Origin of the sequence: Clostridium luticellarii (assembly GCF_002995845.1) — a bacterium.
Lineage (GTDB): Bacteria > Bacillota > Clostridia > Clostridiales > Clostridiaceae > Clostridium_B > Clostridium_B luticellarii.
The window spans coordinates 51,613-74,668 of record NZ_PVXP01000012.1 but is presented as its reverse complement, the minus strand read 5'-3'; the positions used below and the strand labels follow the sequence as shown (position 1 = coordinate 74,668).

General features: G+C 34.3%; 19 protein-coding genes and 4 riboswitches. Of the genes, 4 read left to right on the top strand and 15 right to left on the bottom strand.

The features are described from left to right. Positions 1 to 107: 107 nt before the first annotated feature. The 15 genes from CLLU_RS06425 to CLLU_RS06355 all read right to left on the bottom strand — a co-directional run bounded on the left by CLLU_RS06425 (position 108) and on the right by CLLU_RS06355 (position 18,864). The gene (locus tag CLLU_RS06425) at positions 108 to 1,304 is read right to left on the bottom strand and encodes a radical SAM protein (protein ID WP_106008760.1); all 1,197 of its coding nucleotides are present in this window, start codon (positions 1,302 to 1,304) and stop codon (positions 108 to 110) included. A gap of 407 nt (positions 1,305 to 1,711) precedes the next feature. Continuing rightward, a riboswitch (SAM riboswitch) is annotated at positions 1,712 to 1,818 on the bottom strand. Positions 1,819 to 1,928: 110 nt separating this feature from the next. After that, entirely contained in the window at positions 1,929 to 3,386 is a 1,458-nt protein-coding gene (locus tag CLLU_RS06420; RefSeq protein ID WP_106008759.1) for an aryl-sulfate sulfotransferase, read from the bottom strand. Between the two features lie 444 nt (positions 3,387 to 3,830). Continuing rightward, positions 3,831 to 4,850 carry an ABC transporter substrate-binding protein gene (locus tag CLLU_RS06415; RefSeq protein ID WP_106008758.1) on the bottom strand — a complete coding sequence of 340 codons (1,020 nt, stop codon included), beginning with the start codon at positions 4,848 to 4,850 and terminating at the stop codon, positions 3,831 to 3,833. 26 nt (positions 4,851 to 4,876) lie between these two features. After that, positions 4,877 to 5,662 (bottom strand): ABC transporter permease, encoded by a 786-nt coding sequence (locus CLLU_RS06410; protein ID WP_106008757.1) that lies wholly within the window; start codon positions 5,660 to 5,662, stop codon positions 4,877 to 4,879. 12 nt (positions 5,663 to 5,674) lie between these two features. Next, positions 5,675 to 6,493, bottom strand: coding sequence for an ABC transporter ATP-binding protein (locus CLLU_RS06405; protein ID WP_106008755.1), 819 nt, complete (start codon positions 6,491 to 6,493; stop codon positions 5,675 to 5,677). 180 nt (positions 6,494 to 6,673) lie between these two features. After that, positions 6,674 to 7,870, bottom strand: a complete 1,197-nt coding sequence (locus CLLU_RS06400; RefSeq protein ID WP_106008753.1) for a radical SAM protein — start codon at positions 7,868 to 7,870, stop codon at positions 6,674 to 6,676. Positions 7,871 to 8,230: 360 nt separating this feature from the next. Then, positions 8,231 to 8,341: riboswitch (SAM riboswitch) on the bottom strand. Positions 8,342 to 8,453: 112 nt separating this feature from the next. Beyond that, positions 8,454 to 9,218 (bottom strand): SDR family NAD(P)-dependent oxidoreductase, encoded by a 765-nt coding sequence (locus tag CLLU_RS06395; RefSeq protein ID WP_106008752.1) that lies wholly within the window; start codon positions 9,216 to 9,218, stop codon positions 8,454 to 8,456. 18 nt (positions 9,219 to 9,236) lie between these two features. After that, a complete protein-coding gene (locus tag CLLU_RS06390) occupies positions 9,237 to 10,007 on the bottom strand; it encodes a nucleoside phosphorylase (protein ID WP_106008750.1) in 771 nt (256 codons plus the stop codon). 1 nt (position 10,008) lies between these two features. Further along, on the bottom strand, positions 10,009 to 11,349 hold the full coding sequence (locus tag CLLU_RS06385; protein ID WP_106008749.1) for a nitrogenase component 1: 1,341 nt from the start codon (positions 11,347 to 11,349) through the stop codon (positions 10,009 to 10,011). 1 nt (position 11,350) lies between these two features. After that, complete coding sequence (locus tag CLLU_RS06380; protein ID WP_106008747.1) at positions 11,351 to 12,766, bottom strand: nitrogenase component 1; 1,416 nt, start codon at positions 12,764 to 12,766, stop codon at positions 11,351 to 11,353. Between the two features lie 68 nt (positions 12,767 to 12,834). Next, the gene (locus CLLU_RS06375; RefSeq protein WP_106008746.1) at positions 12,835 to 13,845 is read right to left on the bottom strand and encodes an ABC transporter substrate-binding protein; all 1,011 of its coding nucleotides are present in this window, start codon (positions 13,843 to 13,845) and stop codon (positions 12,835 to 12,837) included. Between the two features lie 108 nt (positions 13,846 to 13,953). Then, positions 13,954 to 15,150: a radical SAM protein gene (locus tag CLLU_RS06370; RefSeq protein WP_106008745.1), complete on the bottom strand. Its 1,197-nt coding sequence runs from the start codon at positions 15,148 to 15,150 to the stop codon at positions 13,954 to 13,956. 20 nt (positions 15,151 to 15,170) lie between these two features. Beyond that, complete coding sequence (gene metK, locus CLLU_RS06365; RefSeq protein WP_106008744.1) at positions 15,171 to 16,370, bottom strand: methionine adenosyltransferase; 1,200 nt, start codon at positions 16,368 to 16,370, stop codon at positions 15,171 to 15,173. Positions 16,371 to 16,405: 35 nt separating this feature from the next. Beyond that, positions 16,406 to 17,278: a nucleotide-binding protein gene (locus tag CLLU_RS06360; protein WP_106008765.1), complete on the bottom strand. Its 873-nt coding sequence runs from the start codon at positions 17,276 to 17,278 to the stop codon at positions 16,406 to 16,408. Positions 17,279 to 17,604: 326 nt separating this feature from the next. Then, a riboswitch (SAM riboswitch) is annotated at positions 17,605 to 17,711 on the bottom strand. Positions 17,712 to 17,745: 34 nt separating this feature from the next. Next, complete coding sequence (locus CLLU_RS06355) at positions 17,746 to 18,864, bottom strand: ROK family transcriptional regulator (protein ID WP_242977502.1); 1,119 nt, start codon at positions 18,862 to 18,864, stop codon at positions 17,746 to 17,748. Positions 18,865 to 18,992: 128 nt separating this feature from the next. Continuing rightward, positions 18,993 to 19,098: riboswitch (SAM riboswitch) on the top strand. Between the two features lie 134 nt (positions 19,099 to 19,232). Between CLLU_RS06355 and thiS the strand changes: the two genes are divergently transcribed. From thiS to CLLU_RS06335, 4 genes are read left to right on the top strand one after another with little or no spacing between them, the layout of a single operon-like run. Next, on the top strand, positions 19,233 to 19,448 hold the full coding sequence (gene thiS, locus CLLU_RS06350) for a sulfur carrier protein ThiS (RefSeq protein WP_106008742.1): 216 nt from the start codon (positions 19,233 to 19,235) through the stop codon (positions 19,446 to 19,448). Beyond that, on the top strand, positions 19,438 to 20,259 hold the full coding sequence (locus CLLU_RS06345) for a HesA/MoeB/ThiF family protein (RefSeq protein ID WP_106008741.1): 822 nt from the start codon (positions 19,438 to 19,440) through the stop codon (positions 20,257 to 20,259). The genes thiS and CLLU_RS06345 overlap by 11 nt, the downstream gene beginning before the upstream one ends. Before the next feature lie 13 nt (positions 20,260 to 20,272). Then, positions 20,273 to 20,683 carry a M67 family metallopeptidase gene (locus tag CLLU_RS06340; protein WP_106008739.1) on the top strand — a complete coding sequence of 137 codons (411 nt, stop codon included), beginning with the start codon at positions 20,273 to 20,275 and terminating at the stop codon, positions 20,681 to 20,683. 17 nt (positions 20,684 to 20,700) lie between these two features. Continuing rightward, positions 20,701 to 23,034 (top strand): sulfurtransferase TusA family protein, encoded by a 2,334-nt coding sequence (locus tag CLLU_RS06335; RefSeq protein ID WP_106008737.1) that lies wholly within the window; start codon positions 20,701 to 20,703, stop codon positions 23,032 to 23,034. Positions 23,035 to 23,056 lie beyond the last annotated feature (22 nt).

Here is a 23,056-nt window from a genome sequence, read left to right as displayed (position 1 = left end):
CATAAGAAACATTCCTTTCCTTGGTATGGTGTTTTTGACAATTCTATTATACCAAAAGGAATGTTTCTTTGCTTTATATCTTAAAAATTCAGGCTTCCGCCTTTATTTTAATGTGCGAAAGTTGAGTTAAATACTGGTAATAATTCATCTTCAATTTTGTATATGTCATGTACTATAAAATTCGAATATGGTGATAAATCATAGAATTGTTCAAATGTAAATCCTGCCTTTTTAAAAATCTCATATACTTTTAGAGACACATCCAAATGCCATTCCGGTTCTGGAGTTCTATGACCTTCTAATGCTGAACCGGGATTGGGATTCCATGCATCTGTTAAACAAATTATTCCCTTTGATGCCATGTATTCAACTCCTTCTAAAAGAGACTTCTTAGGTTCAAGTCCTGCTACAAATCCGCATCTTACACGTCCATACCCAAATACCTTAACTCCATATTCTAATGCCTTTACCCAATGATCCCATCCACCACATTGTTGAGATTTTCCAGGGCAAATAGCTTTATATATATTCTTATCCCAGATTTCTAAATTCATTGCTATTGTCCTAAATCCTGCCTCTTTATACCTATCAATAACTTGTAAATCTATAGGTGCCCCAATGACTCCAGTTCCATTAAAATCTTCCAACCCTGTATATTCCTGAATTGCTTCTGCCACATCTATATAATAATCAACTTCTCTCCTTTCAGGTACAAACCCTCCACTTATGGTTACATGTCTTGCTCCCTCTTTATAAGCCGCTGCAACTGTTTCAGCTATTTGTTTAGGATATTTCCAAGTTATATTTTGTTTTTCAGCATAAGTATCTTTTGTAGCATTTATATTACAAAACAAACAATCCAACCCTTTATCCTTTAATGCACACTCGTTACTATAGGATACAAAAATTGCTCCATCCTGATTATATGTAGCTACCGTTGACATACTCGTACCATCAGATGTCTTCAAATTATAATATCTGGGTCTGTGAAAAAACTCAATAGGGAACAATTCATTTTCTTTATAAGTTAAATAATATTTCCCATTTCCATATTCAATTGAATAATCTGATTTTCTATCCCACCTAAAACTATATTTTAATCCACTTGGAGAAGTGTACCCGCAAGGTAAATTAAATCCTGCATGAGTTTCATGATCCTGCTCAAATAACGTATGGATTTGTTCCTGGTATTCACCACCCAAATCAATATGCTTAAAAATTGAAGGATCTACATTTACTCCATCAATTGCTACTTTATTTTTAATTTCTAATTCTTTATATAACCTTTCTTTTATATTACTCATATATAAATTAAATCCTCCTACCATTTTGTTATCTAAGAATAATTACATGATTTTTCAATTTTTTTCATTAAACTTTATTGCTCATAGTCAATTTTCCTTTCATAAACCAATATTGGTTTATCATTATACCTTCTTGAATTCTTGACACTCTTTTTACTATATTGGTAAAAAGTATATAAAATTATTTCTACCCTTATTTAAATTTTATTAATGTTTGCACCACATCCCAATTTTCATCTATTTTTTATCAGATAAATACAAAATGTACAAGAAAAGGCCAAGCATAACTTATAAATAGAGATAATATCATATTACCCTCTATACTAAGTTAGCTTGACCTCTAGTTTTCTAGTCAGCCAATAAAAAAACTTCCTATGGAGAAACCACGGGAAGTCATATCCTTTTGTCTCTCATCTTTCAGGGTATTCCTGCTGGAATTGGCACCATTGAATATAAAATTTATTCAGGTTGCCGGGCATCATAGGGCCAGTCCCTCCACCTCTCTTGATAAGAAGTTTTCTTTTTTCAATTTCTTATATAATATAACTTTTAAAATAACTTGTCAACAACATTTTTTTACAATATTTTTATATTGTTTACATCAATAACATGTCATTTCTTTTTTTATTTCAAATTATCCAATTCTTCACTGGTTATAACACAAAAATTAGATTGTTCCTTGTCTCTATATTCCTGAGTACCTTTTACTTCTGTTTCTATTTTACGCTCTAACCCAGCTGCTCCAGGTACCCTAAATTGACTTTTATTAAGCTTTTTTAGGGGTACTTCTTCTGGTATATCTAACTGAGGAACCCATTCATATGGAACCCTATAAGCTCTATATACCATATTCAACTTTAATTTTCCCCTGCCATCATATGGGCTTATGTATTCCCAAACTATTTCATGATCTTTTGTAACTTCAAATATACGTCCGTCTGATCCTTCTGTTATCAAAGTGTTCCCATTGGGCAGTCTTTGAGCATTACTTATAAACGGACTATAGAATCTAGCGGCATCCAAAGGTTGTATAAAACCAGCTTCCTGTGGAGTATACTGCCATATTATTTTTAACGTAATTGGATTAATTTCAAGTACTCTTGAATAATCTCTAAGAGCATTCCTATTGCCACTTCGAGACCCTGGATTAGGAAGTCCATAACCAGCCCAGCCTCCATTGTCGAATATGAGCATATTTCCTTCACCTGGAAGCCCTTTTGGTATTAAATGTACATTATGCTGTCCTATTATCCATCCCAACTTGATAAGTTCCTCACTTGTATCATAATATGGTCCTATTTTCCACACAATCTTACCTGTTTTTTTATCTACAATAGCTATAATATTGGCTTCTCTGCTGTCTAGTATAATATTATCCGGTGCAAATCTTTTGTCTCCATTATCATACCATTTATTTGGACCAAGCAACGATATTGAATTAATATGCAGCCAATCCCCTACACCTCCTCCAGCTGTTCTCATATTGGGGTTGCGATATAAAATGTTTTTAGATGCCTCATTAAAACCTAATTCATCAAAGTGTTCATTTGCTTTCCATTCCCAAATAACCTGTCCATCCCAGGTAATTTCAATAATTTTGTCATCTAAAAGCAACTTATCAGATATTCTAGAATTTTTAATATTTTCATGTGTAAGAATAAAAGTATTACCTTTATCAATTTCTGGTATCAATTCAGGTGCATAATATCCAACAGGATTGCCTTCCCTTTGATAGTCATGATGCTGCCTTGCCATCCACTTTGGTTTTTCACCTTTATCCTCTATAAATTCATTTTTATTAAATTGCCATACAATATTTCCATTCCAATCCACCTGAACCAGATCAACCATATCCTGAAATCCATATTCAGGATTTCTTTCTCCAGTACTGCCCATGACATATCCCCCTGGCAGAAGTTTATTGGGAAATCCATGTAAATTCTTCCATAAATTTAGCTCTCTTCCATTCATATCTATTAATAGTGCACCTTCATCTACCGCTTGAAAAATAGTATATCCACTCCATGCTTTTTCAGGATTATATATTGTTGCTCCAGTGGGATAAACACTCGGGTATCCCATAATTATCCCCTCCTCATTAAAATTTAGATTATAGACTCAAACACGTTTTATAATCGGTACTTTTTCACCTGCTCGTTCCATCCTTTTTTTTAAGATTTTTGAAAGTTTAATACAAATTTCTCTATATTCCTTTCTTCCAATTAAATTTGTTTTTTCATATGGATCTAATTGTAAATCATATAAAAATTCTTCTATATAAGAATCACTATTATAATATTTTTAACCATCTTTATGTTGAGCAACTACACTATATTTCCACTTCTTAGTACGTATTGCCCTGCCAACCTGGGATTCACTTATCTGCAAAAATATCTCATTAGGCCAATAATAATCATAGCATCATATACCTCCATTCTGTGTGTTTTCCAAAATTAGTATTGATATTTTGGAGGTATCTGATGCCTCACACTCCTAAGTAATTTTAAATTACTTATCAAATTATAATTATTTAATATTTTCAGGTTTATAAGTAAGCTTATCTGGAAGTGCCTCCTTTAAAGCATCTGTATCTATTTTATCCTTTAAATCAAATCCACCCTTAATCAATTTATTATCTGATGAATATTTATACACATCCTGTAGTTGTTGGACATCTTCATTGTTTAATCTTATATCACTTTTAGCAGCCTCAATATCTTTTTGTACACTATCTTTCGGAAGTTTTAAATCTTTAGACATAATTTGAGCTGCTTCCGACGGGTTTTTATTTATCCACTCAGCTGCATCATTTAATGCCAGCAATATATTTTTTGTTACATCTTTCTGTGCCAAAAATTTACTATTAGCCATTAAAAATCCACGGGATGCAAATGGTATATCCGCCTTACTGCCTATAACTTTGGCTCCCTGTACTTTTAAAGCTTTGTCCAAAAGATTTCCACCAAAGAACGTTGCTTGAACATCTCCCTTTTGAAATGCTGAAATAATTTCTGCATCAGAGCTGAATCCTTGTTTTTTAACTTCATCTATTTTTATGTTATACTTCTCTAAATATCTAACTGTGGTATATTCATCTACAGTACCTCTTTTAACACCAATAGCCTTTCCTTTTAATTCTTGAGGAGAATTTATTCCATCACGAGTTACCATTTTAGTCTTGCTTGCATTATCTTGTTGAATAAAACTAAAAATTTTCAAATCACCACTGCTTAGTCTTGAAAGCGCCGCATAATCCATGGCTAGTCCTACATCAACCTGGTTGGTCAGTACAGCATCTATAGTGTCAATTCCATAAGAGTACGGACTAATTTGTACATTAATACCGTGATTTTTAAAAAATCCTTTATCTTTCGCAACATAAAAAGCAGTAGAAAAAGCACTGGAATCTGCCCCAATTCTAACTGTCACTTCTTTCTTAGAAGAATTTGAAGTATTTTGAGTCTTAGAACTATTTCTACAGCCAGTACCTGTAATCATCATTTCCACAACCATCAATATAATAAAAAAAATTTTTCTATTTTTCATTTATAATCAACCTCTCTACATTTATTTTAAGCAACTCTTCTCATGCTATCTTTGCTATTGACTATTCCATATTTTTTCATAGTCAAACTTGCTGCAGTAACTAATATTTTGTCTGTAAGATATCCCATAAGTCCTAAACTTATCAATCCTATAAATATCCATTCTGTTTTAAAATACAACCTCGAAGTCCATATTAAATATCCCACACCTTTATTTGCAGCAAGCATTTCTGCCCCCACGATAGCACCAAATGAACCACTCATGGCCAACCTTACTCCTGTAAATATATAAGGTATAGCTGCTGGAATTATTACACTAAACATTATTTGGAATTCAGAAGCTCCAAGACATCTAGCTGCCCTTATTTTTTCCTTCTCTACATTTGATACTCCAGCTTCTGTATTTAACATAACAGTGAATGTAGTAGCATACATAATCAGGATTACCTTTCCTTCTTCACCTACACCAAACCAAAGTAGAAATAATGTCAAAAATGCAAGTGCGGGAATAAACCTAAAAAAATTCAAGATAGGATCCACAAACATTTTAACTGCTTTCACTCTTCCCATTAACAGCCCTATGGGAATACCTATTAAATTTCCCAAAAACCATCCTGTAATTATTCTTCCCAAACTTATGCCAATAAATTGAAAAAGGCTTCCGTCTTTGATTAGATCCCCTCCACCGGATATTACTCTTAATGGTCCTGGGAAAAAATCAGGATTTGAAAATTTAGATCCTATTTCCCAGATTATAATTATACAAACCCAAGATACAGCTCCTAATTTCAATAATTTATTAAAATATTTCATTGTTTTCCTCCTTTATGCCAGTACACTTTCTTCTTGAGTTACTTTTTCTTGTGTCAGATTTTTTCCCTGAATGTACACCTCTTGTTCAAATTCATTCAAAAGCTTCTTATATTTTTCATTGAATATATTGCTGGTCACATCCCTTGGATATTGAAAATTTACATCGTAGATTTTATATATCTTGGAACAAGGAGATTTACACATAATACCTATTTTTTGTCCAAGCACTAGGGCTTCTTGGATATCGTGGGTAACAAAAATGATTGTTTTCTTGGTTTGAAGCCATATTCTCACCAGTTCTTTCTGCATTATTCTTCTGGTCTGTGCATCCAATGCACCAAATGGTTCATCCATAAGCAATATCTCTGGGTTATTGGCAAGTACCCGTGCAATCTGCACTCTCTGCTTCATGCCACCAGATAATTCGTTAGGGAATTTTTTTTCATGTCCTTCCAGTCCAACCAATTTTATATACTTCTCAGATATATCACTTCTCTGTTTCTTGTTTACTTTTTTCATTCTTAATCCAAATTCTACATTTTCTTTTACATTGAGCCACGGGAAAAGAGAAGCATCAGGATGTTGAAATACAACTGCTCTTTCTCTTCCAGGTTTTGTTATTTCTTTGTTGTTTATTAGTACTTTACCTTTACTTTTTTCACTAAAACCAGCTATTATATTGAGTAAGGTAGATTTTCCACACCCACTGGGCCCCAACAGAATAAAAAACTCTCCTCCATGCAGATTGAGATTTACATCTTTAAGAATATGACTATTAGCATTATAACTTTTGCACAAATTTTCAATTATTATTGAATTTGTTCTTGACATTTTTATTCTCCTTCCATACTTTATAAATATTCTTAAATATAACTACAGAATTTTACGATACTATTCTCCAACTATATATAGTTCTAATCTACTTTATATTTTCAGGTTTATAGGTAAGTTTTTGCGTTAGTGCTACTTTTAGAGGATTTGCAGCTATTTTAATACATTCATAGTCAATTATTAACTAACTAATTCTTCTTTAAATATAGGCAATAATTCATCATTTATTTTATACAAATCGTGGCAGAGAGTTGTAGGTTCCGCATTGCAGTCGTATAACTGCTCATAAGTAAATCCAGATTTTTTAAATATATTATAGACTTTGTATGCCATGTCCAGGTGCCATTCAGGTTCAGGAGTACGATGACCTTCTAAAGCTGAACCTGGATTAGGGCACCATGCCCCTGCAAGACATATTACTCCCTTCGATGCGAGATACTCAACTCCTTCCAAAGTGGAATTCTTAGGTTCAATTCCCGCAACTATATTGGATCTTACTTTGCCATATCCAAATACTTTGGCCGCATGTTCCAAAGCTTTCACCCAATGATCCCATCCACCACATTGCTCTACTTTGCCAGGGCAGATAGCTTTATATATGTTTTTATCCCAAATTTCTATATTCATTGCAATCGTCCTATATCCTGCTTCCTTGTACTTGTCAATAACATTTAAATCAAGTGGAGCTCCTATAACTCCCGTGCCATTAAAATCTTCCAACCCGGTATATTCTTGAATTGCCTCTGCCACGTCTATATAATAATCAACTTCTCTTCTCTCAGGAATAAAGCCTCCACTTATAGTGATATGCTTAGCACCGTTTTTATAGGTTGCTGCTGCAGTTTCTCCAATCTGCTTAGGATATTTCCACTCTATTCCCTCCTTTTCTGCATAGGTGTCTTTAGTTGAATTTATATTGCAGAACAAACAATCCAGCCCTTTATCCTTTAACGCACATTCATTGCTATATGCTACAAAAATAGTACCTTCTCTGTTATAGGTCGCTACATTTGACATTTCCATACCATCGGAAGTTTTATAATCATAATATTTTGGACGACTTAAAAATTCTATTGGAAATATTTCATTTTCATTTTCTGTAAGATAATATTTACCATTTTCATATTTGATCTCATACTTTGACCTGTCATCCCATCTAAAACCTACCTTCAATCCTCTCGGAGTATTAAATCCGGTTGGAAAATTAATTCCTGCATGTGGATGGTGATCATATTCAAATAATGTATGAATCTGCTTTTGATATTTTCTATTAAAATCCAGATGTCTAAATATTTTAGGATCCACCTTTATTCCTTCCACCATAGCAGCATTTTTTACAGCCAACTCTTTGTACAATTGTTTCTTTATATCACTCATATAAAAATCCTCCTATTTCCTATATTTTATTTTTTCTTATTACCATTTTAGTAAAAAGTATATTCTTGTATATCAAGTGATTCTTAGGTTCAGATGGGGTTTGCTTATAAGGAATACTTTTCTCAACCTGAACCTTAGCAGAACTTATCCCGGCGCGTAACAGTGCTTATCTCCCACTTTGAGAGACTTGGGGTATTAGCCAATGGTAGCATCCGGATAAATAGTAAAAGGCCAAGCATAACTTGCCATTGGAAATTCTATAATTCATCTCCTTAGTAAGTTAACTTGACCTCTAGCTTTCTAGTTAGCCCAATAAAAAACTTCCTGCTGAGAAACTACAGGAAGTTTTAATTCTTTCATTTCTCATCTTTCAGGATATACCTACCTGCTGGAATTAGCACCATTAAATATACATATTATTCAGGTTGCCGGGTATCATAGGGCCAGTCCCTCCACCTCTCTTGATAAGAAGCCTCATATTCAATTAATTCTTAATTTATGAATATGATAAACTTTTATAATTAATTTGTCAATACATAATTTTACACTAAGTTTTAAAATAATTCTATTTTTAAAAATTTTATCATAGCATCCATCTACCACCATTTACATCCAAACATGCTCCTACAATATAACTTGAATCTTCTGACGCCAAAAATAAAACTGCTTTTGCGATTTCGGCATTGGTACCCAATCGCTTTAATGGTATATCTTCAAGAATTTTATTCTGCTCTTCTTCTGTATGGGAATTCCATTCATCTTTCAATTTTTCCCCACTGATAACTATACCGGGTGCAATTGAATTCACAGTAACACCATAATGTACCAATTCTCTCGCCAGATGTTTTGTAAAACCTATAACTCCAGCTTTTGCAGCTGCATAATGAGGTCCACCAAGAATTGATATTGCTCTCCCTGCCTGAGATGCAATATTTATTATTCTACCTTGTTTTTGTCTTTTAAAATTTTTAATAACAGCTTTTGAACAGAGAAAAACACTCTTTAAATTCCTATTGATAACAGAATCCCATTCTTCTTCTGTTAAATCTTCTACTGTCTTAGAACCGCTGTCACCACCAGCATTATTTATTAATATATCCACCTTACCGTACTTGTCAATTACAGATCTAAATAAATTTTCCACTTCTGTCTTTTTAGTTACATCAGCTGCTATTCCAAGGCTTATGCCTCCATTATTGCTTATTTCATCCTCAACCTTCTGAACTTCAGCTCTATTCCTTCCATTTACAACAACAACAGCTCCCTTATTGGAAAACTCCAGTGCTATCTCTCTTCCTATGCCTTTAGATGAACCTGTAATAACCACAACTTTCCCTCTAAATTCCATTGCAACCTCCTATAAAATTTATTTTGTATCCGTAAATTGTGATATAACTTTAATATTGTTCAATAAAACATTTTTTATTTTGCTAGTACATTTGCCTAGTTTTTGAGTCCCAAATTGTGGATTCCATTGATCCCAAAGTTCATCACTGATCACAAGCACATTACATATATCAATTCCTCTATATCTGGCAACTGCATACATTGCAGCTGTTTCCATCTCTACAGCAAGAACCCCGCATTTCCCATAATTAATAATTTTACTTTTAAGCTCTCTGAAAATAGCATCAGTTGTCCATATGCGGCCAGCTATGGAATTTAACTTCTCATTTTTGAATATTTTCTGTAATAATTCCAATAATTTTTCACTAGCTCTGCTGTCAGAACTGTCTCTTAGATAATGATAGGAAGTGCCTTCTTCCCGTATACATTTGTCAGCAATAATTATACTTCCCACTGGAATATTAGGCTGAAGGCTGCCTGCAAATCCTATCCCTATAAATGTTTTTGCACCACAGGCAATTAATTGTTCCAGTGTACTTACTGCTGATGGTGCTCCTACAGGAAGTTTTACAAATGTAATTGGGATATCATTATATCTATAGTTGTATACCACACTATTTTTAGTCCAATGTTCTAAGGGAGTTACACCAAATTCACTAACTATTGAATCTATAAGCTTGTGATCCCATGACCCAATAACAACTGGTGAAATATTATAATCTTCTATTGATAATCCATGGACAGATGAAAAATATTTTAAAAACATTTCTGCATTAATTTTTTCTTCCATATTAAATTACCTCTATTGTCCGATTGAAATTTCTAATCGCCGTAGATAAATCTTCAATTAAAGTAACTGCACCTCTATATCCTATATATGTCTTTTCTAAAATCACATCATCCCATATGGGAAAAGATATGTGCTGAATTGGTACATTAATTATATCTGCAATTTGATTTTCCATTGAACTTCCAAGTATTAATTCTAATTCATTTTCATTTTTTTTAATAATTTTATTTATTTTCTCTTGATCTTCTTCAAAATACAAATTTGCTTCTCCCAATGACAAAAGCTTCTCTAATTCTGTTTGTAAATACTCCCTATAATTATCTTCAGGATTATCTGTAATAATAACAACTTTAGGTATCAGACCCAAGTCTGATAAAAATTCACTTGTTCCCAGCGCTAAGCTCGATTCAGAAACAATTGCAAATTCTTTTTGCAGATTATATTCATAATAAAAATCAGTCATATTTTTCAAATGATAATTGAGTTTATTTTCTTCAGTTTCTATGAATTTTTCTACTACTCCCTCATTTATATTAAGTTGTCTGGCAACTTCTCTTATAAAAGAAGCTGTATTAAATCCTGCAGGCAAGCTATTAAAATTCAAATAAGGTATATTATATTTATCCTTTAAATATTCTGCAGCTTTTATTCCCCAGGGTGAAAATACCAGATTTAATTCGGCATTAGAAACCTGTTTCCAATTTTCAACGCTTTGTCCAAAACCAAATAAAGTATTTGCACTTAACCCTATGGATTCTAGAATTCTTTTTAATTCAAACAAATTTCCCTGCCAAAACACATCTTGATTTGGAATAATTCCAAATATGTTTACAAGTCCTTTTATTTTTTCAGAAGATACTTTATAAATTTTAGGTAATTGTTGAATTAGAGTTGTTACTGCAATTTCATATCCATGGTGTATATCTCCTTTAAATCCTGGAGTTTGTGCATTTATAACTGGATATCTCTGCTCCTGGGCTTCCTTTGTCATAGCTGGTATATCATCGCCCACCAATTCTGTGGCACATCCACTCAAAATCACATATAAATCGGCATCAATTACTTTGATAGTATTTTTTATCTGTTCTCTTAATCTGGAGGTTCCGCCGAAAATAACCTGTTTCTCTATCACATTGCTGGAAGGTACCTGGATGCCGCCAGTGCAGCCTGCTCCTCTATTCCCACTTACTTTATTTACTCCCAGGTACTGCTGGGCTGCACAACCTGCAGTTGAATGAACAATAGATACTGCTCTTTCTATATTTTCAATTGTCTGAAGTGCTCCAGAAAATGCACAGCTGTTTCTGGGTGCTTCAATTATACTAGTATTGTTTATATTCATGCTATTTTACCTCCTGTTTTATATACCAGTTAATACTTTTGTTATACCAATTTTTTTTGTAAAACAGCTTATTTTCATTTTTTAACCTTTCTACGAATTTTTTATTTATGATTGCCTTATCAACCGCTTTAATTAAATTTTTAACACCACTGAATCCCAATATATCCAAATTATCCACGGCTATAGACGGAACACCGAGCTTTGCAGCTAAAGCACATTCTCTGCTTAATCCAATATAAAGATCTGGGTTCAACTTATTCAAAATATTTTCTTCTTCAAAGGGCTGATCATCTGCCACATGAAGTTTTATATTCTCATTTAAATTTTGGATATAAATTAATTCTTCCTCATTTACACTATCTACATGATCCACTGTTATTCCAGCTAAATTTCCTCCAAATTCTTTAATTAATTTCAAAATTGAAAATGCTTTTGATGTAGGTAAATTTATATATACTCTCAATCCATTTAGTTTATTTGAATTAACATATTCTCTTAAATCATCCGAATACTTGTCAGCTACAACCTCTGCATTTTTCTCCAGTCCAAAAGCTCTGCCTATATTTATAAGCCAATCCTTTGTTCCCTTTATTCCAATGGGGCATAAATTTGATAAAAAAGGTATATTAAATTTTTCTTCCAGTGATTTTACAAAATAATCTCCATTATCTTTGTCTATGCTTATAGAAAACGCTGCCTGGGATGCTATTTCTATATCAGCTAACGTTGAAAATCTTGGTACTATATTTGTTTTGACACCTATTTCATTCAACAAATTTTTAATTCCATCTAATTCCTTTTTGCTTTCAGATATAGAGATCAAATTTAAAAGATTGGATTGTTTTTCTTTCCTTTTATCCGTAAGCAGATATTTACAAATAGCATGAAATGCAACATCACCGCCAAATATACTGCTTTTGGATTTAAATCCATCGGAAAATATAGGAACAATTTTTATATTCAATTCATTTTCCAGTTCAATTATAGGAGATAAAACATCATCATTGTTTATGGCCACTACAGGCGTAGTTACAATAAAAATCACATTGGGTTTACAGCTTTTATATAATTTTCTTATTGCCAGTTCTAATTTTTCACCACTTCCTAAAATTGAATCCTTCTCATTTAGATTTGTTACAATCCATTTTCTACGATTGTATTTAGACAACATATATAATTGAACTGCACTGCATCCAAGCGGACCATGAATTACTATGCCTGCATCTTCAATACCATTAAGAACTTGAAGCACATATATAATTTCATCAAATGATGTTTGAGAAAATGTTCTTATTCTTTGACTTACTTCTTTTTCCTCCATGCTATTTAAAAGCTGACTAACATCTCCAAAATATGCATTCAAGGTATTCAATCTTTTTTCTCTTATTTGTGGCTTTCTTTTATCCAATAGCCCCATCTAAAATTCCTCCTGTCCGTAATTATCTAACTATCATTTAAACGACTCTTTTTTATAGTATCTTTCGATTACTCAGGCTTATAGGTAAGTTTTCCCGGCAATGCTGCTTTTAAAGGGTTTGTATCTATTTTATCTTTTAAGTTAAATCCTCCCTTAATTAACTTGCTGTCCGATGCATATTCATATACTTCCTGTAACTGTTTTACATCATCGTCATTTAATCTTATATCATTCGAACGTGATTTAATATCCTTTTCTAGACTATCCTGTGGAATTTTTAAAGCTTTAGTCATAACTTCAGCTGCCCCTGCCGGATTTTCATTTATATATTTAGTTGCATCATTTAATGCCAATAATATATTTTTTGCCACATCTTTTTGTCCCAAAAATTTACTATTAGCTAACAAAAATCCACGTGATGCAAATGGTATATCTGCTTTACTTCCTATAACTTTAGCTCCTTGTACTTGTAGTGCCTTATCCAACAAATTTCCAGAAAAAAACGTTGCTTTGACATCTCCTTTTTGAAATGCTGAAAGTATTTCTGCATCTGAACTAAATCCTTGTTTTTTTACCTCATCTATTTTTATATTATATTTCTCTAAATATCTAACCATAGCATATTCATCCACGGTGCCTCTTTTAACAGCAATCGACTGACCCTTCAGCTCACCTGGGGAATTTATTCCATCGCGAGCTACTACTTTTTCCTTACTGGAATCAACTTGTTGATTAAATGCAAAAATCTTTAGATCTCCACTGCTTAACCTTGAAAGTGCTGCAAAATCCATTGCTAATCCCACGTCAACCTGATTTGTCAATACAGCATCTATTGTATCAATTCCATAAGAATATGGATTTATTTGAGCCTCAATGCCATGCTTTTCAAAATACCCTTTATCTCTGGCAACATAAAATAAAGTTGAAAAAGCACTAGAATCCGCTCCAATTTTCACTGTTACTTCTTTTTTTGATGAATCTGATGTACCACTAGTTTGGGAACCGCTGCCACACCCAGTTACTATAGTCATCATTCCTACAATAAATAAGGCAATTATACACAATTTTTTACTTTTCATTAACATCTATACTCCTTTATATCAATATTTGTTTTAAAAAATTCTGACTCCGCTTCCTAGACGCAGAGACAGAATTCACATTACATATTCTATTGGGTTATTTCATAATTAACTAACTAATTCTCCTTTAAATATAGGCAATAATTCATCATTTATTTTATACAAATCATGGCAAAGTGTAGTAGGCGCTGCATTGCAGTCATATAATTGGTCATAAGTAAATCCTGCTTTTTTTAATATATTATAAACTTTGTATGCCATGTCCAAATGCCATTCAGGTTCTGGTGTACGGTGTCCTTCTAAAGCTGAACCAGGATTTGGACACCATGCCCCTGCAAGGCATATTACTCCCTTTGATGCAAGATACTCCACTCCTTCCAAAGTGGAACTTTTAGGTTCAATTCCTGCAACTATATTGGATCTCACTCTGCCATATCCAAATACTTTAGCTGCATGCTCCAAAGCCTTTACCCAATGATCCCATCCGCCGCATTGCTCTACTTTGCCAGGGCAGATAGCTTTATAGATGTTTTTATCCCAGATTTCTATATTCATTGCAATTGTCCTATATCCTGCTTCCCTATATTTGTCAATAACATTCAAATCAAGTGGAGCTCCTATAACTCCTGTTCCATTAAAATCTTCCAGCCCAGTATATTCTTGAATCGCCTCTGCCACATCTATATAATAATCAACTTCTCTTCTCTCAGGAATAAAGCCTCCGCTTATAGTAATATGCTCAGCACCATTTTTATAAGCTGCTGCTGCAGTTTCTCCAATCTGTTTAGGATATTTCCACTCTATTCCTTCCTTTTCCGCATAAGTGTCTTTAGTTGAATTGATATTGCAGAATAAACAATCCAGCCCTTTATCCTTTAATGCGCATTCATTGCTATATGCTACAAAAATGGTTCCTTCTCTGTTATAAGTTGCTACATTTGACATTTCCATACCATCAGAAGTTTTATAATCATAGTATTTTGGACGGCTTAAAAATTCTATTGGAAATATTTCATTTTCATTTTCTGTAAGATAATATTTATCATTTTCATATTTAATTTCGTACTTTGAACTATTATCCCATCTAAAATCTACCTTTAGTCCTCCCGGTGTATTAAATCCAATTGGAAAATTAATTCCTGCATGTGGATGGTGATCATATTCAAATAATGTATGAATCTGCTTCTGATATTTTCTACTAAAATCCAGATGCCTAAATATTTTAGGATCGGCCTTTATTCCCTCCACCATAGCTGCATTTTTTACAGCCAGCTCTTTATACAATTGCTTTTTTATATCACTCATATGAAAAGTCCTCCTTACTATTATTTAAAAATAGATACACTTTCCTCCAATTCTCTTTTAATCTCATCAACCTTGTTTAATCTTTCCCAGGGAAGATCTATGTCCGTCCTTCCAAAATGCCCGTAGGCAGCTGTTTTTCTGTATATAGGTCTTTTCAAATCAAGATCCCTTATAATTGCAGCCGGCCTCAGATCAAATATTTTGTCTATGATTTCTATTATCCTGTCATCATCTATTTTTCCTGTGCCAAAAGTATCCACACTTATGGAAACCGGCTTTGCAACTCCTATGGCATAGGCTACTTCCACTTCAATCTTGTCGGCTATTCCCGCTGCCACAAGATTTTTGGCCACCCACCTTGCAGCATAGGCCCCGGATCTGTCAACTTTCGTAGGATCTTTTCCTGAAAATGCTCCGCCGCCGTGCCTTGCATATCCACCATAAGTATCAACTATTATCTTTCTTCCAGTAAGCCCCGAATCTGCTTCAGGTCCTCCTTTTACAAATCTTCCTGTTGGATTTACAAGATACTTTGTATTTGAATCCACCAGTTCCTCCGGTATTATTACTTTGATAACTTTATCAACTATATCTTTCTCAATTTCATCATGGTCTATATTTTCCTCATGCTGTGAGGATATGAGTACCGTATCTACCCTCAGAGGTTTGTCTCCTTCATATTCCACTGTAACCTGGGTCTTTCCGTCAGGTCCCAGATATGGAATTATTCCCTTCTTTCTCACTTCTGCAAGCCTTCTCGAAAGTTTGTGGGCAAGTGATATGGGAAGTGGAAGATATTCCGGTGTTTCATTTATTGCAAATCCAAACACCATACCCTGATCCCCGGCTCCTATTGCCTCAATGTCAGCTTCTTCACCTTCCCTGGCCTCCAGTGATTCATCCACTCCCAGTGCTATATCCGACGACTGTTCGTCTATAGATGTTATAACAGCACAATTGGAGGCGTTGAATCCAAATTTTGAATTGTTGTAGCCTATGTCGCTGATGGTATTTCTGACTATGCGTGGTATGTCCACATATGCTCTGGTGGATATCTCCCCAACCAGAAGTACAAGCCCTGTATTCACCACTGTCTCGCAGGCAACCCTCCCATTTTTGTCCTGCTCAATAATTGCATCAAGTACCGCATCAGATATTTGATCGCATATTTTATCTGGATGCCCTTCCGTTACAGATTCTGATGTAAATAATTTACCCATTTTTATCAATCTCCTTTTGTTTTTATTAAATTTTGTTAAACAGATGGGGATCCTTCTACCATTTTAGGATTGAATTTATATATTTTGTCTCCCCATTCCCTTGCCCAGTCTCTTAGCTCATTGACACTCAATGGATTAGGTATTCCTAAATCTTCGTCTTCTGCTATAAATTTCGCCAATTTCCTATAAATATTAGCATGTTCAGACTTTGGATTGGCCTCAATTACAGTTTTTCCATAGAGTTCACTTTGTGATACCGCCAGTGATCTGGGAATATACCCTGCTACTTTGGTACCTGTTTTTTCAGCAAAATCATCTACTATTGATTTGGAGTAATTTGCACTTAACCCATTGGCAATTATACCCCCTAGTTTTGCCCCTCCAGTTGGTGCATACTTATTTATTGCTTTAAAGAGATTATTCGCAGCATAAATTGCCATAAAGTCTGACGATGTTACAACATATGCCCTATCTGTGATGCCATCTCTTATTGGAACAGCAAATCCTCCGCATACAACATCTCCCAGGACATCATATAACACATAATCTGCTTCATATTTTTCAAATAAATCTAATTCCTGAAGAAGTGAGACCGCTGCATTAATTCCTCTTCCTGCACAGCCTACTCCGGGAACAGGTCCTCCAGCTTCAATGCACAAGACTCCTCCAAATCCCACTTCAGAAATATCTTTCAATTTAACATCATTGCTTTCCCTCAAACTATCAAGCACTGTAGTAAGATAGTTCCCTCCCCTTAAGGTGTTGGTAGAATCACTTTTTGGATCGCAGCCAATTTGTATCACCTTATATCCTGATTCCGCCAGAGCAGCACTTATATTGGAGGTAGTTGTAGATTTTCCTATTCCACCTTTACCGTAAATAGCTATATGTTTCGTTTTTTTACTCATAGTCAATTTTCCTTTCATAAAATAATATTGATTTATCCTTATACTTTTTAAATACTTAACACTCTTTTCACTATTTTGGTAAAAAGTATATAAAATTATTTTTATCCCCACTTTAAATTTTATTAATGTTCACACCACATCCCAACTTCTATTTATTTTTATCAAAACTAAGCACAAAATGTAAAAGAAAAGGCCAAGGTAACTTATAAGATAGAGATAATATAATATATTATCTACTATGCTAAGTTAACTTGACCTCTAGCTTTCTAGTCAGTCCAAATAAAAAACTTCCTGTGGAGAAACCACAGGAAATTATATCCTCTCGTTTCTCATCTCTCAGGGTATGCCTGCTGGAATTAGCACCGTTGAATATAAAATTTATTCAGGTTGCCGGGCATCATAGGGCCAGTCCCTCTGCCTCTCTCGATAAGAAGTTTTGTTTTTTAATTTACTACATGATACAACTTTTAAAATGCTTTGTCAATAATAATTTTTTTATGTTCCTCAATTTCATTATCAATGCAGCCTTCTAGGAAAAGAGCCGCTGCACCCACTGAAAATGCATCTTTTTTAAAATATCCATACCTTTTTATAGAAACTCTTTCAGGAATATATTTTATACAGGTTTCATAAAACATATTATAATCAATCAGGGATCCATTTAGTATTATACATTCAATATTTAGCAGATTTATGTAAGCTTTAATACATCTCCCCAATTTTGATCCACCTTCAAGAAGATATTTTTCAGACATATCATTATCTTTTATGAAACTGGAGTACAATTTATTAAAATCCACACTTTCATCCATATTTTCAATCATATGCTCAAAGGCATATTCATTGTCTTCAGATGATCTTATAATCCTGCCCTGAATAATTGCTGCCTGTTTCAATCCAGCACCACAATCAAAATAAGCCATATTTTTAAAATTTTTGCCTGATCCATAGAAATACTCTGCAGTGCCAGCTGCATTTGCGCAATTGGTGACAACTACACTGCATCCCAACTTTTCTTCAAGTATTTTATCTATGTGCTCATCATTCCAAAGCCCCGTCTCAACTGCAGCTCCAATTCCCACAAGCTGAAGAAGTTCCAGATTCAATTCTTCATAGGCACTTTTTATAGTCAATAGAATTTTTTCTATTACCTCATCACAGGAAATACAAAAATCAATATAAAAACTCTTTTTATAAAAGATTTCCATCCTCAGGTTCACTATGGATACCTGTACACAGGTACTGCATATGCTTATGCCCACAATATAAAATCTGCATACATTCACATCGTACAACACAGGTTTTCTCCCACCTGTAGACTCTCCTATACACTTCTGGACTAAAATGGATTTCTTTTCAAGCGGATTCATAATGCGATTCAATGTAGTTAGTTTCATATCTGTTTTAAACAGGATTTCATTTTTAGTCATCAATCCATTTTTCTGTATTAAATTAAATATCTTTTTTTGTTCCAGGGTCAAATCTCTAAATAATCTATAATTGTCTATCATAACATCATACCTTTTATCATTATTGTATACTTTATTCAATGCACAATTATGGAGAAAAGCATTCTTTGCAATCAAACTCTCTCTGCATCCAGTAACCTAATAAAAATATAGTACGAAAGGGAGGCCGGTGTCAATACGATAAAAATAAATTTATTGACAAATTTATTTTAAGTGTGTTAGTATTTAATCAATTAAATATTGAATTCTTATCAAGAGAGGCGGAGGGACTGGCCCTATGATGCCCGGCAACCTGATTATTTCAAAGGTGCCAATTCCAGCGGGTTACATAATTTGCCTGAAAGATGAGAAAATTATATAAAAAACTTTCTTGTAAATTATATCAGGAGGGTTTTTATTTTGTCAAAGTTTTGATGTTAAGTATAGATTCTTCTTTCCAAAATGGTTAGAAGATTAATACTTCATTTAACAACAAGGAGGGTATCATGAAAGTAACGATTAATGGTAAAATTAAAGATATAAAGGAGGGAGTGACTGTAACAGAAATTTTAAAAATAGAAGACGTAGAAATGCCGGATATGGTTTCCGTACAGCTAAATGATGAATTCGTGGACAGACCTAACTTTGGCAGTACTATTCTAAAAGAAAATGACAAGATAGATTTTCTGTACTTTATGGGAGGTGGAAGCAGTGGATTTTAGTGAGGAGCAGATAGAAAGATATTCGAGGCACATAATTCTGTCAGAAGTAGGTGTGGAAGGTCAGGAAAAACTTCTAAACTCCAAAATCCTCATTATAGGTACAGGCGGTCTGGGAGCACCTGCTGCCATGTATCTGGCCGCTGCAGGAATAGGAACCATAGGTCTTGTGGATGGAGACGTAGTGGATCTTTCAAATCTTCAAAGGCAGATAATCCATCAGACAAAGGACGTGGGAAAACCCAAGGTTCAGTCCGGAAAAGAAACCATAAATGAATTGAATCCAGATGTAAATGTAATAACCTATAATGAGCTTGTAAATTCCGGCAATATTCTGGATATCATAAAAGACAGAGATTATGATTTTATAATAGATGGTACAGATAATTTTCCAGCTAAGTTTTTAATAAACGATGCTTGTGTACTTTCCAAAAAACCATTTTCACATGGAGGAATAATAAGATTTCAGGGGCAGCTCACAACTTATATACCCGACAACGGCACTCCCTGTTACAGGTGTATTTTTCAATCACCGCCCCCGGCAGGAGTTGTTCCAACCTGCAGAGAAGCAGGTGTTCTAGGTGTAATGGGTGGAATCATAGGATCTCTTCAGGCAACAGAAGCCCTCAAGTATATACTAAAAATCGGCAGTACTCTTGCAGGATATCTTTTGACTTACAACGCAATGACAATGGAATTCAGAAAAATAAGGGTATCCAAGAACAAGAACTGCGGTATATGCGGTGAGCACCCCACAATAAAAAAACTGATAGATTACGAACAGGCAGCTTGTGATCTCAAAACAGCAAATTGAACAGGTGATAATTATGATATATATATACAAATTGCAGTATGAAAAAATCTTAAAACAGGCCAGGAATGAATTTCCCAATGAATGCTGTGGTTATCTTGGAGGATTGGATTCTGGAAAAGACATTTTTATTAAAAAAATATACTCCCTGACCAATACAGATCACAGCAGTGATCATTTTTCCATGGATCCTGCCGAACAATTCAGAGCTGTAAAGCTCATGAGAAGCGAGAAATTCAACATGATTGGCAATTATCATTCTCATCCTTATTCACCTTCCAGACCATCTGAAGAGGATAAAAGACTTGCTTTTGATGACAAAATATTATACGGAATTTTATCTCTTGAAAAAGAGAAACCAGTATTTAATTTGTTTAAAATCGACAAAAATAAGAATGTTGAAAAGCTTGAATATAAAATAGTTTAAAAAAGGAGTGAGATGTTGTGATAAATATAAATAAAGATCACTATAAATCCATAGAAGACATAAAAGAAAAATCACAGCAGTATTTAAACAATGCAATAGATCCTGTGAGATTCAAGGCTTTTAGAGTTTCCATGGGAGTATATGAGCAGAGAAAAAAGGAAACTTATATGGTGAGAACCAGAATACCCGGAGGAGTCATAACTTTAGAACAATTCAAACGTATAAGTGAACTTGCAGAAAAATATGCAAAAGGCAAATTGAAATTCACCTCCAGACAGGACATTCAATTTCAAAGTGTTGATTTAAGAGATGCTTATCCAATAATAAATTCCCTTATAGAAGTAGGCATAATAACAAAAGGCACGGGGGGAAATACTGTTCGAAATGTGGAGTGTTCCCCTCTTTCAGGTGTTTCAATAGATGACGTCTTTGACGTAACACCCTATGTAAAAGCAGCCACCAATTACCTCATAAAAGATCCGACAACCATGAACATGCCCAGGAAATACAAGATAGCTTTCTCCAATACTCCAGAAGATACAGGCAATGCAACCATATCCGATCTGGGGTTTATTGCAAAAATAGCAGATGGCAAAAGGGGCTTTGAGGTATATGGAGCCGGAGGATTTGGAGGAAGCCCGAGAGTTTCTTTAAAATTAAGTAATTTCATACCAGCAGATGAAATACTATACTATATACAGGGTCTTAAAAATGTGTTTGAAGCCGAAGGAGACAGAACCAATAAGAACAAGGCCAGAATACGATTCATCCTCATGAGACTGGGCGAAAAAAAATTTGTTGAAGAGCTAGAGGAAGAAATAAACAAATTAAAGGAAAAAGGCAGTCTCAACATACAGGTGGATGAAAATGAATTTACACTACATCCCGACGCCAAAATTGTCCAGGACGTAAAAGTGGATGAAAAACTTAAAAATGTACTGTTTCCACAAAAGCAGGAAGGCTACTATTCCGTCTATGTTCATCCTCAAAGCGGAAATTTAAAAGTTGAAAACTTGAATAAAGTACTTGCTTTTATAGAAAATTTGGATTATGAAACATCCATCAGGGTAACAAATACCCAGGGCTTTTTTATAAGAGACCTGAAGAAAAAAGATGCTGAAGCTCTTATAGAAATAACAGGCAGCTTTACTTCCCTATACAACATAGACAACTCTGTAACCTGCGTGGGTGCTTCCACCTGTCAGCTCGGATTATGTCTTTCACAAAATCTATTAAAAGCCATAAAGAAGGAATTTGAGGGTGCATCATCTCAAATAAAAGCTGCACTGCCAAGACTGTTTATATCAGGCTGCCCGAATTCCTGCGCCCAGCACGAAAAAGGAGCTCTTGGCTTTCATGGCAGAGCTAAACGAACAAAAAATGGCCTGATTCCAATGTACTCCATATCCTTTGGGGGAAAAGTGGGATCAAATATAGCCAGAATGGGTGATACTTACGGAGATGTACCAGCAAAGAAAGTTCCCCTGTTCATCCATGAACTTGCAGAACTAAAAGTGAATTCCGGATATGAAGATTTTTATGATTTTCTGGATAACAGGTCATCGGATATAAAAGCTCTTATAAGCAAGTATACCGACGTGGATAAATTTATCGGTGAAACAGACATCTACTTTGATTTTGGAGCCTGCGAGAAATTTTCATTAAAGGGCAGAGGACCTGGAGAATGCAGTTCCGGCGTAATGGATGTTATAAGACTGGATTTGTCAAATGCCGAAGCCTCCCTTGAAAGGTACAAAGATACAAAACAAAATTCCGATCTGTACTCCTCTGCACTGTCCTCGGCCAGAACCCTTCTGGTACTTAAAGGAGTGGATTCAAACAAAGACAGAGAGATATTTGAGGAATTCAGCAAGAATTTTATAGAGACAGGCTATGTTAAATCCTCGATTAAAGAGCTTTTTGAGGATCTCATAGACTACAAAATAGACAGTGCAAATGACATATCCGACAGAGTTTCGGAAGTGGAATACCTGTACAATAAAGTGGATGCCATGTATAAATCCTTAAACGGTAAATTGGAAATAACACTTCCAAAAGAAAAAAACGTGCAGTCAGAGTCCCACAATGAGGACAATGATGAAGTCGACGGTCATGATAAAATCGGTAATCTTAAAATTGTGAATTTAAGAGGAGTAAAATGTCCTATAAATTTTGTAAAGGTAAAAGTCGAACTTTCCAAAATAAAATCCGGACAAAAGCTGGGATTTTATTTAGATGACGGAGATCCTATAAACAATGTTCCCCAAAGTGTGACAAAAGAAGGAAACGAAATAATTTTTACAGATACAAATTATGACGGCTACAATTTATTGGTTATACAAAAAAAGTAATGTGAATTCAATGAAGGGTGGT

Bases quoted from the DNA above. Each gene is read 5' to 3' on its own strand.
- CLLU_RS06415 (WP_106008758.1), bottom strand. From the start codon at position 4,850: ATGAAAAATAGAAAAATTTTTTTTATTATATTGATGGTTGTGGAAATG.
- CLLU_RS06400 (WP_106008753.1), bottom strand. From the start codon at position 7,870: ATGAGTGATATAAAGAAACAATTGTACAAAGAGTTGGCTGTAAAAAAT.
- CLLU_RS06425 (WP_106008760.1), bottom strand. From the start codon at position 1,304: ATGAGTAATATAAAAGAAAGGTTATATAAAGAATTAGAAATTAAAAAT.
- CLLU_RS06385 (WP_106008749.1), bottom strand. From the start codon at position 11,349: ATGAATATAAACAATACTAGTATAATTGAAGCACCCAGAAACAGCTGT.
- CLLU_RS06420 (WP_106008759.1), bottom strand. From the start codon at position 3,386: ATGGGATACCCGAGTGTTTATCCCACTGGAGCAACAATATATAATCCT.
- CLLU_RS06395 (WP_106008752.1), bottom strand. From the start codon at position 9,218: ATGGAATTTAGAGGGAAAGTTGTGGTTATTACAGGTTCATCTAAAGGC.
- metK (WP_106008744.1), bottom strand. From the start codon at position 16,370: ATGGGTAAATTATTTACATCAGAATCTGTAACGGAAGGGCATCCAGAT.
- thiS (WP_106008742.1), top strand. From the start codon at position 19,233: ATGAAAGTAACGATTAATGGTAAAATTAAAGATATAAAGGAGGGAGTG.
- CLLU_RS06390 (WP_106008750.1), bottom strand. From the start codon at position 10,007: ATGGAAGAAAAAATTAATGCAGAAATGTTTTTAAAATATTTTTCATCT.
- CLLU_RS06375 (WP_106008746.1), bottom strand. From the start codon at position 13,845: ATGAAAAGTAAAAAATTGTGTATAATTGCCTTATTTATTGTAGGAATG.
- CLLU_RS06380 (WP_106008747.1), bottom strand. From the start codon at position 12,766: ATGGGGCTATTGGATAAAAGAAAGCCACAAATAAGAGAAAAAAGATTG.
- CLLU_RS06360 (WP_106008765.1), bottom strand. From the start codon at position 17,278: ATGAGTAAAAAAACGAAACATATAGCTATTTACGGTAAAGGTGGAATA.
- CLLU_RS06340 (WP_106008739.1), top strand. From the start codon at position 20,273: ATGATATATATATACAAATTGCAGTATGAAAAAATCTTAAAACAGGCC.
- CLLU_RS06410 (WP_106008757.1), bottom strand. From the start codon at position 5,662: ATGAAATATTTTAATAAATTATTGAAATTAGGAGCTGTATCTTGGGTT.
- CLLU_RS06405 (WP_106008755.1), bottom strand. From the start codon at position 6,493: ATGTCAAGAACAAATTCAATAATAATTGAAAATTTGTGCAAAAGTTAT.
- CLLU_RS06370 (WP_106008745.1), bottom strand. From the start codon at position 15,150: ATGAGTGATATAAAAAAGCAATTGTATAAAGAGCTGGCTGTAAAAAAT.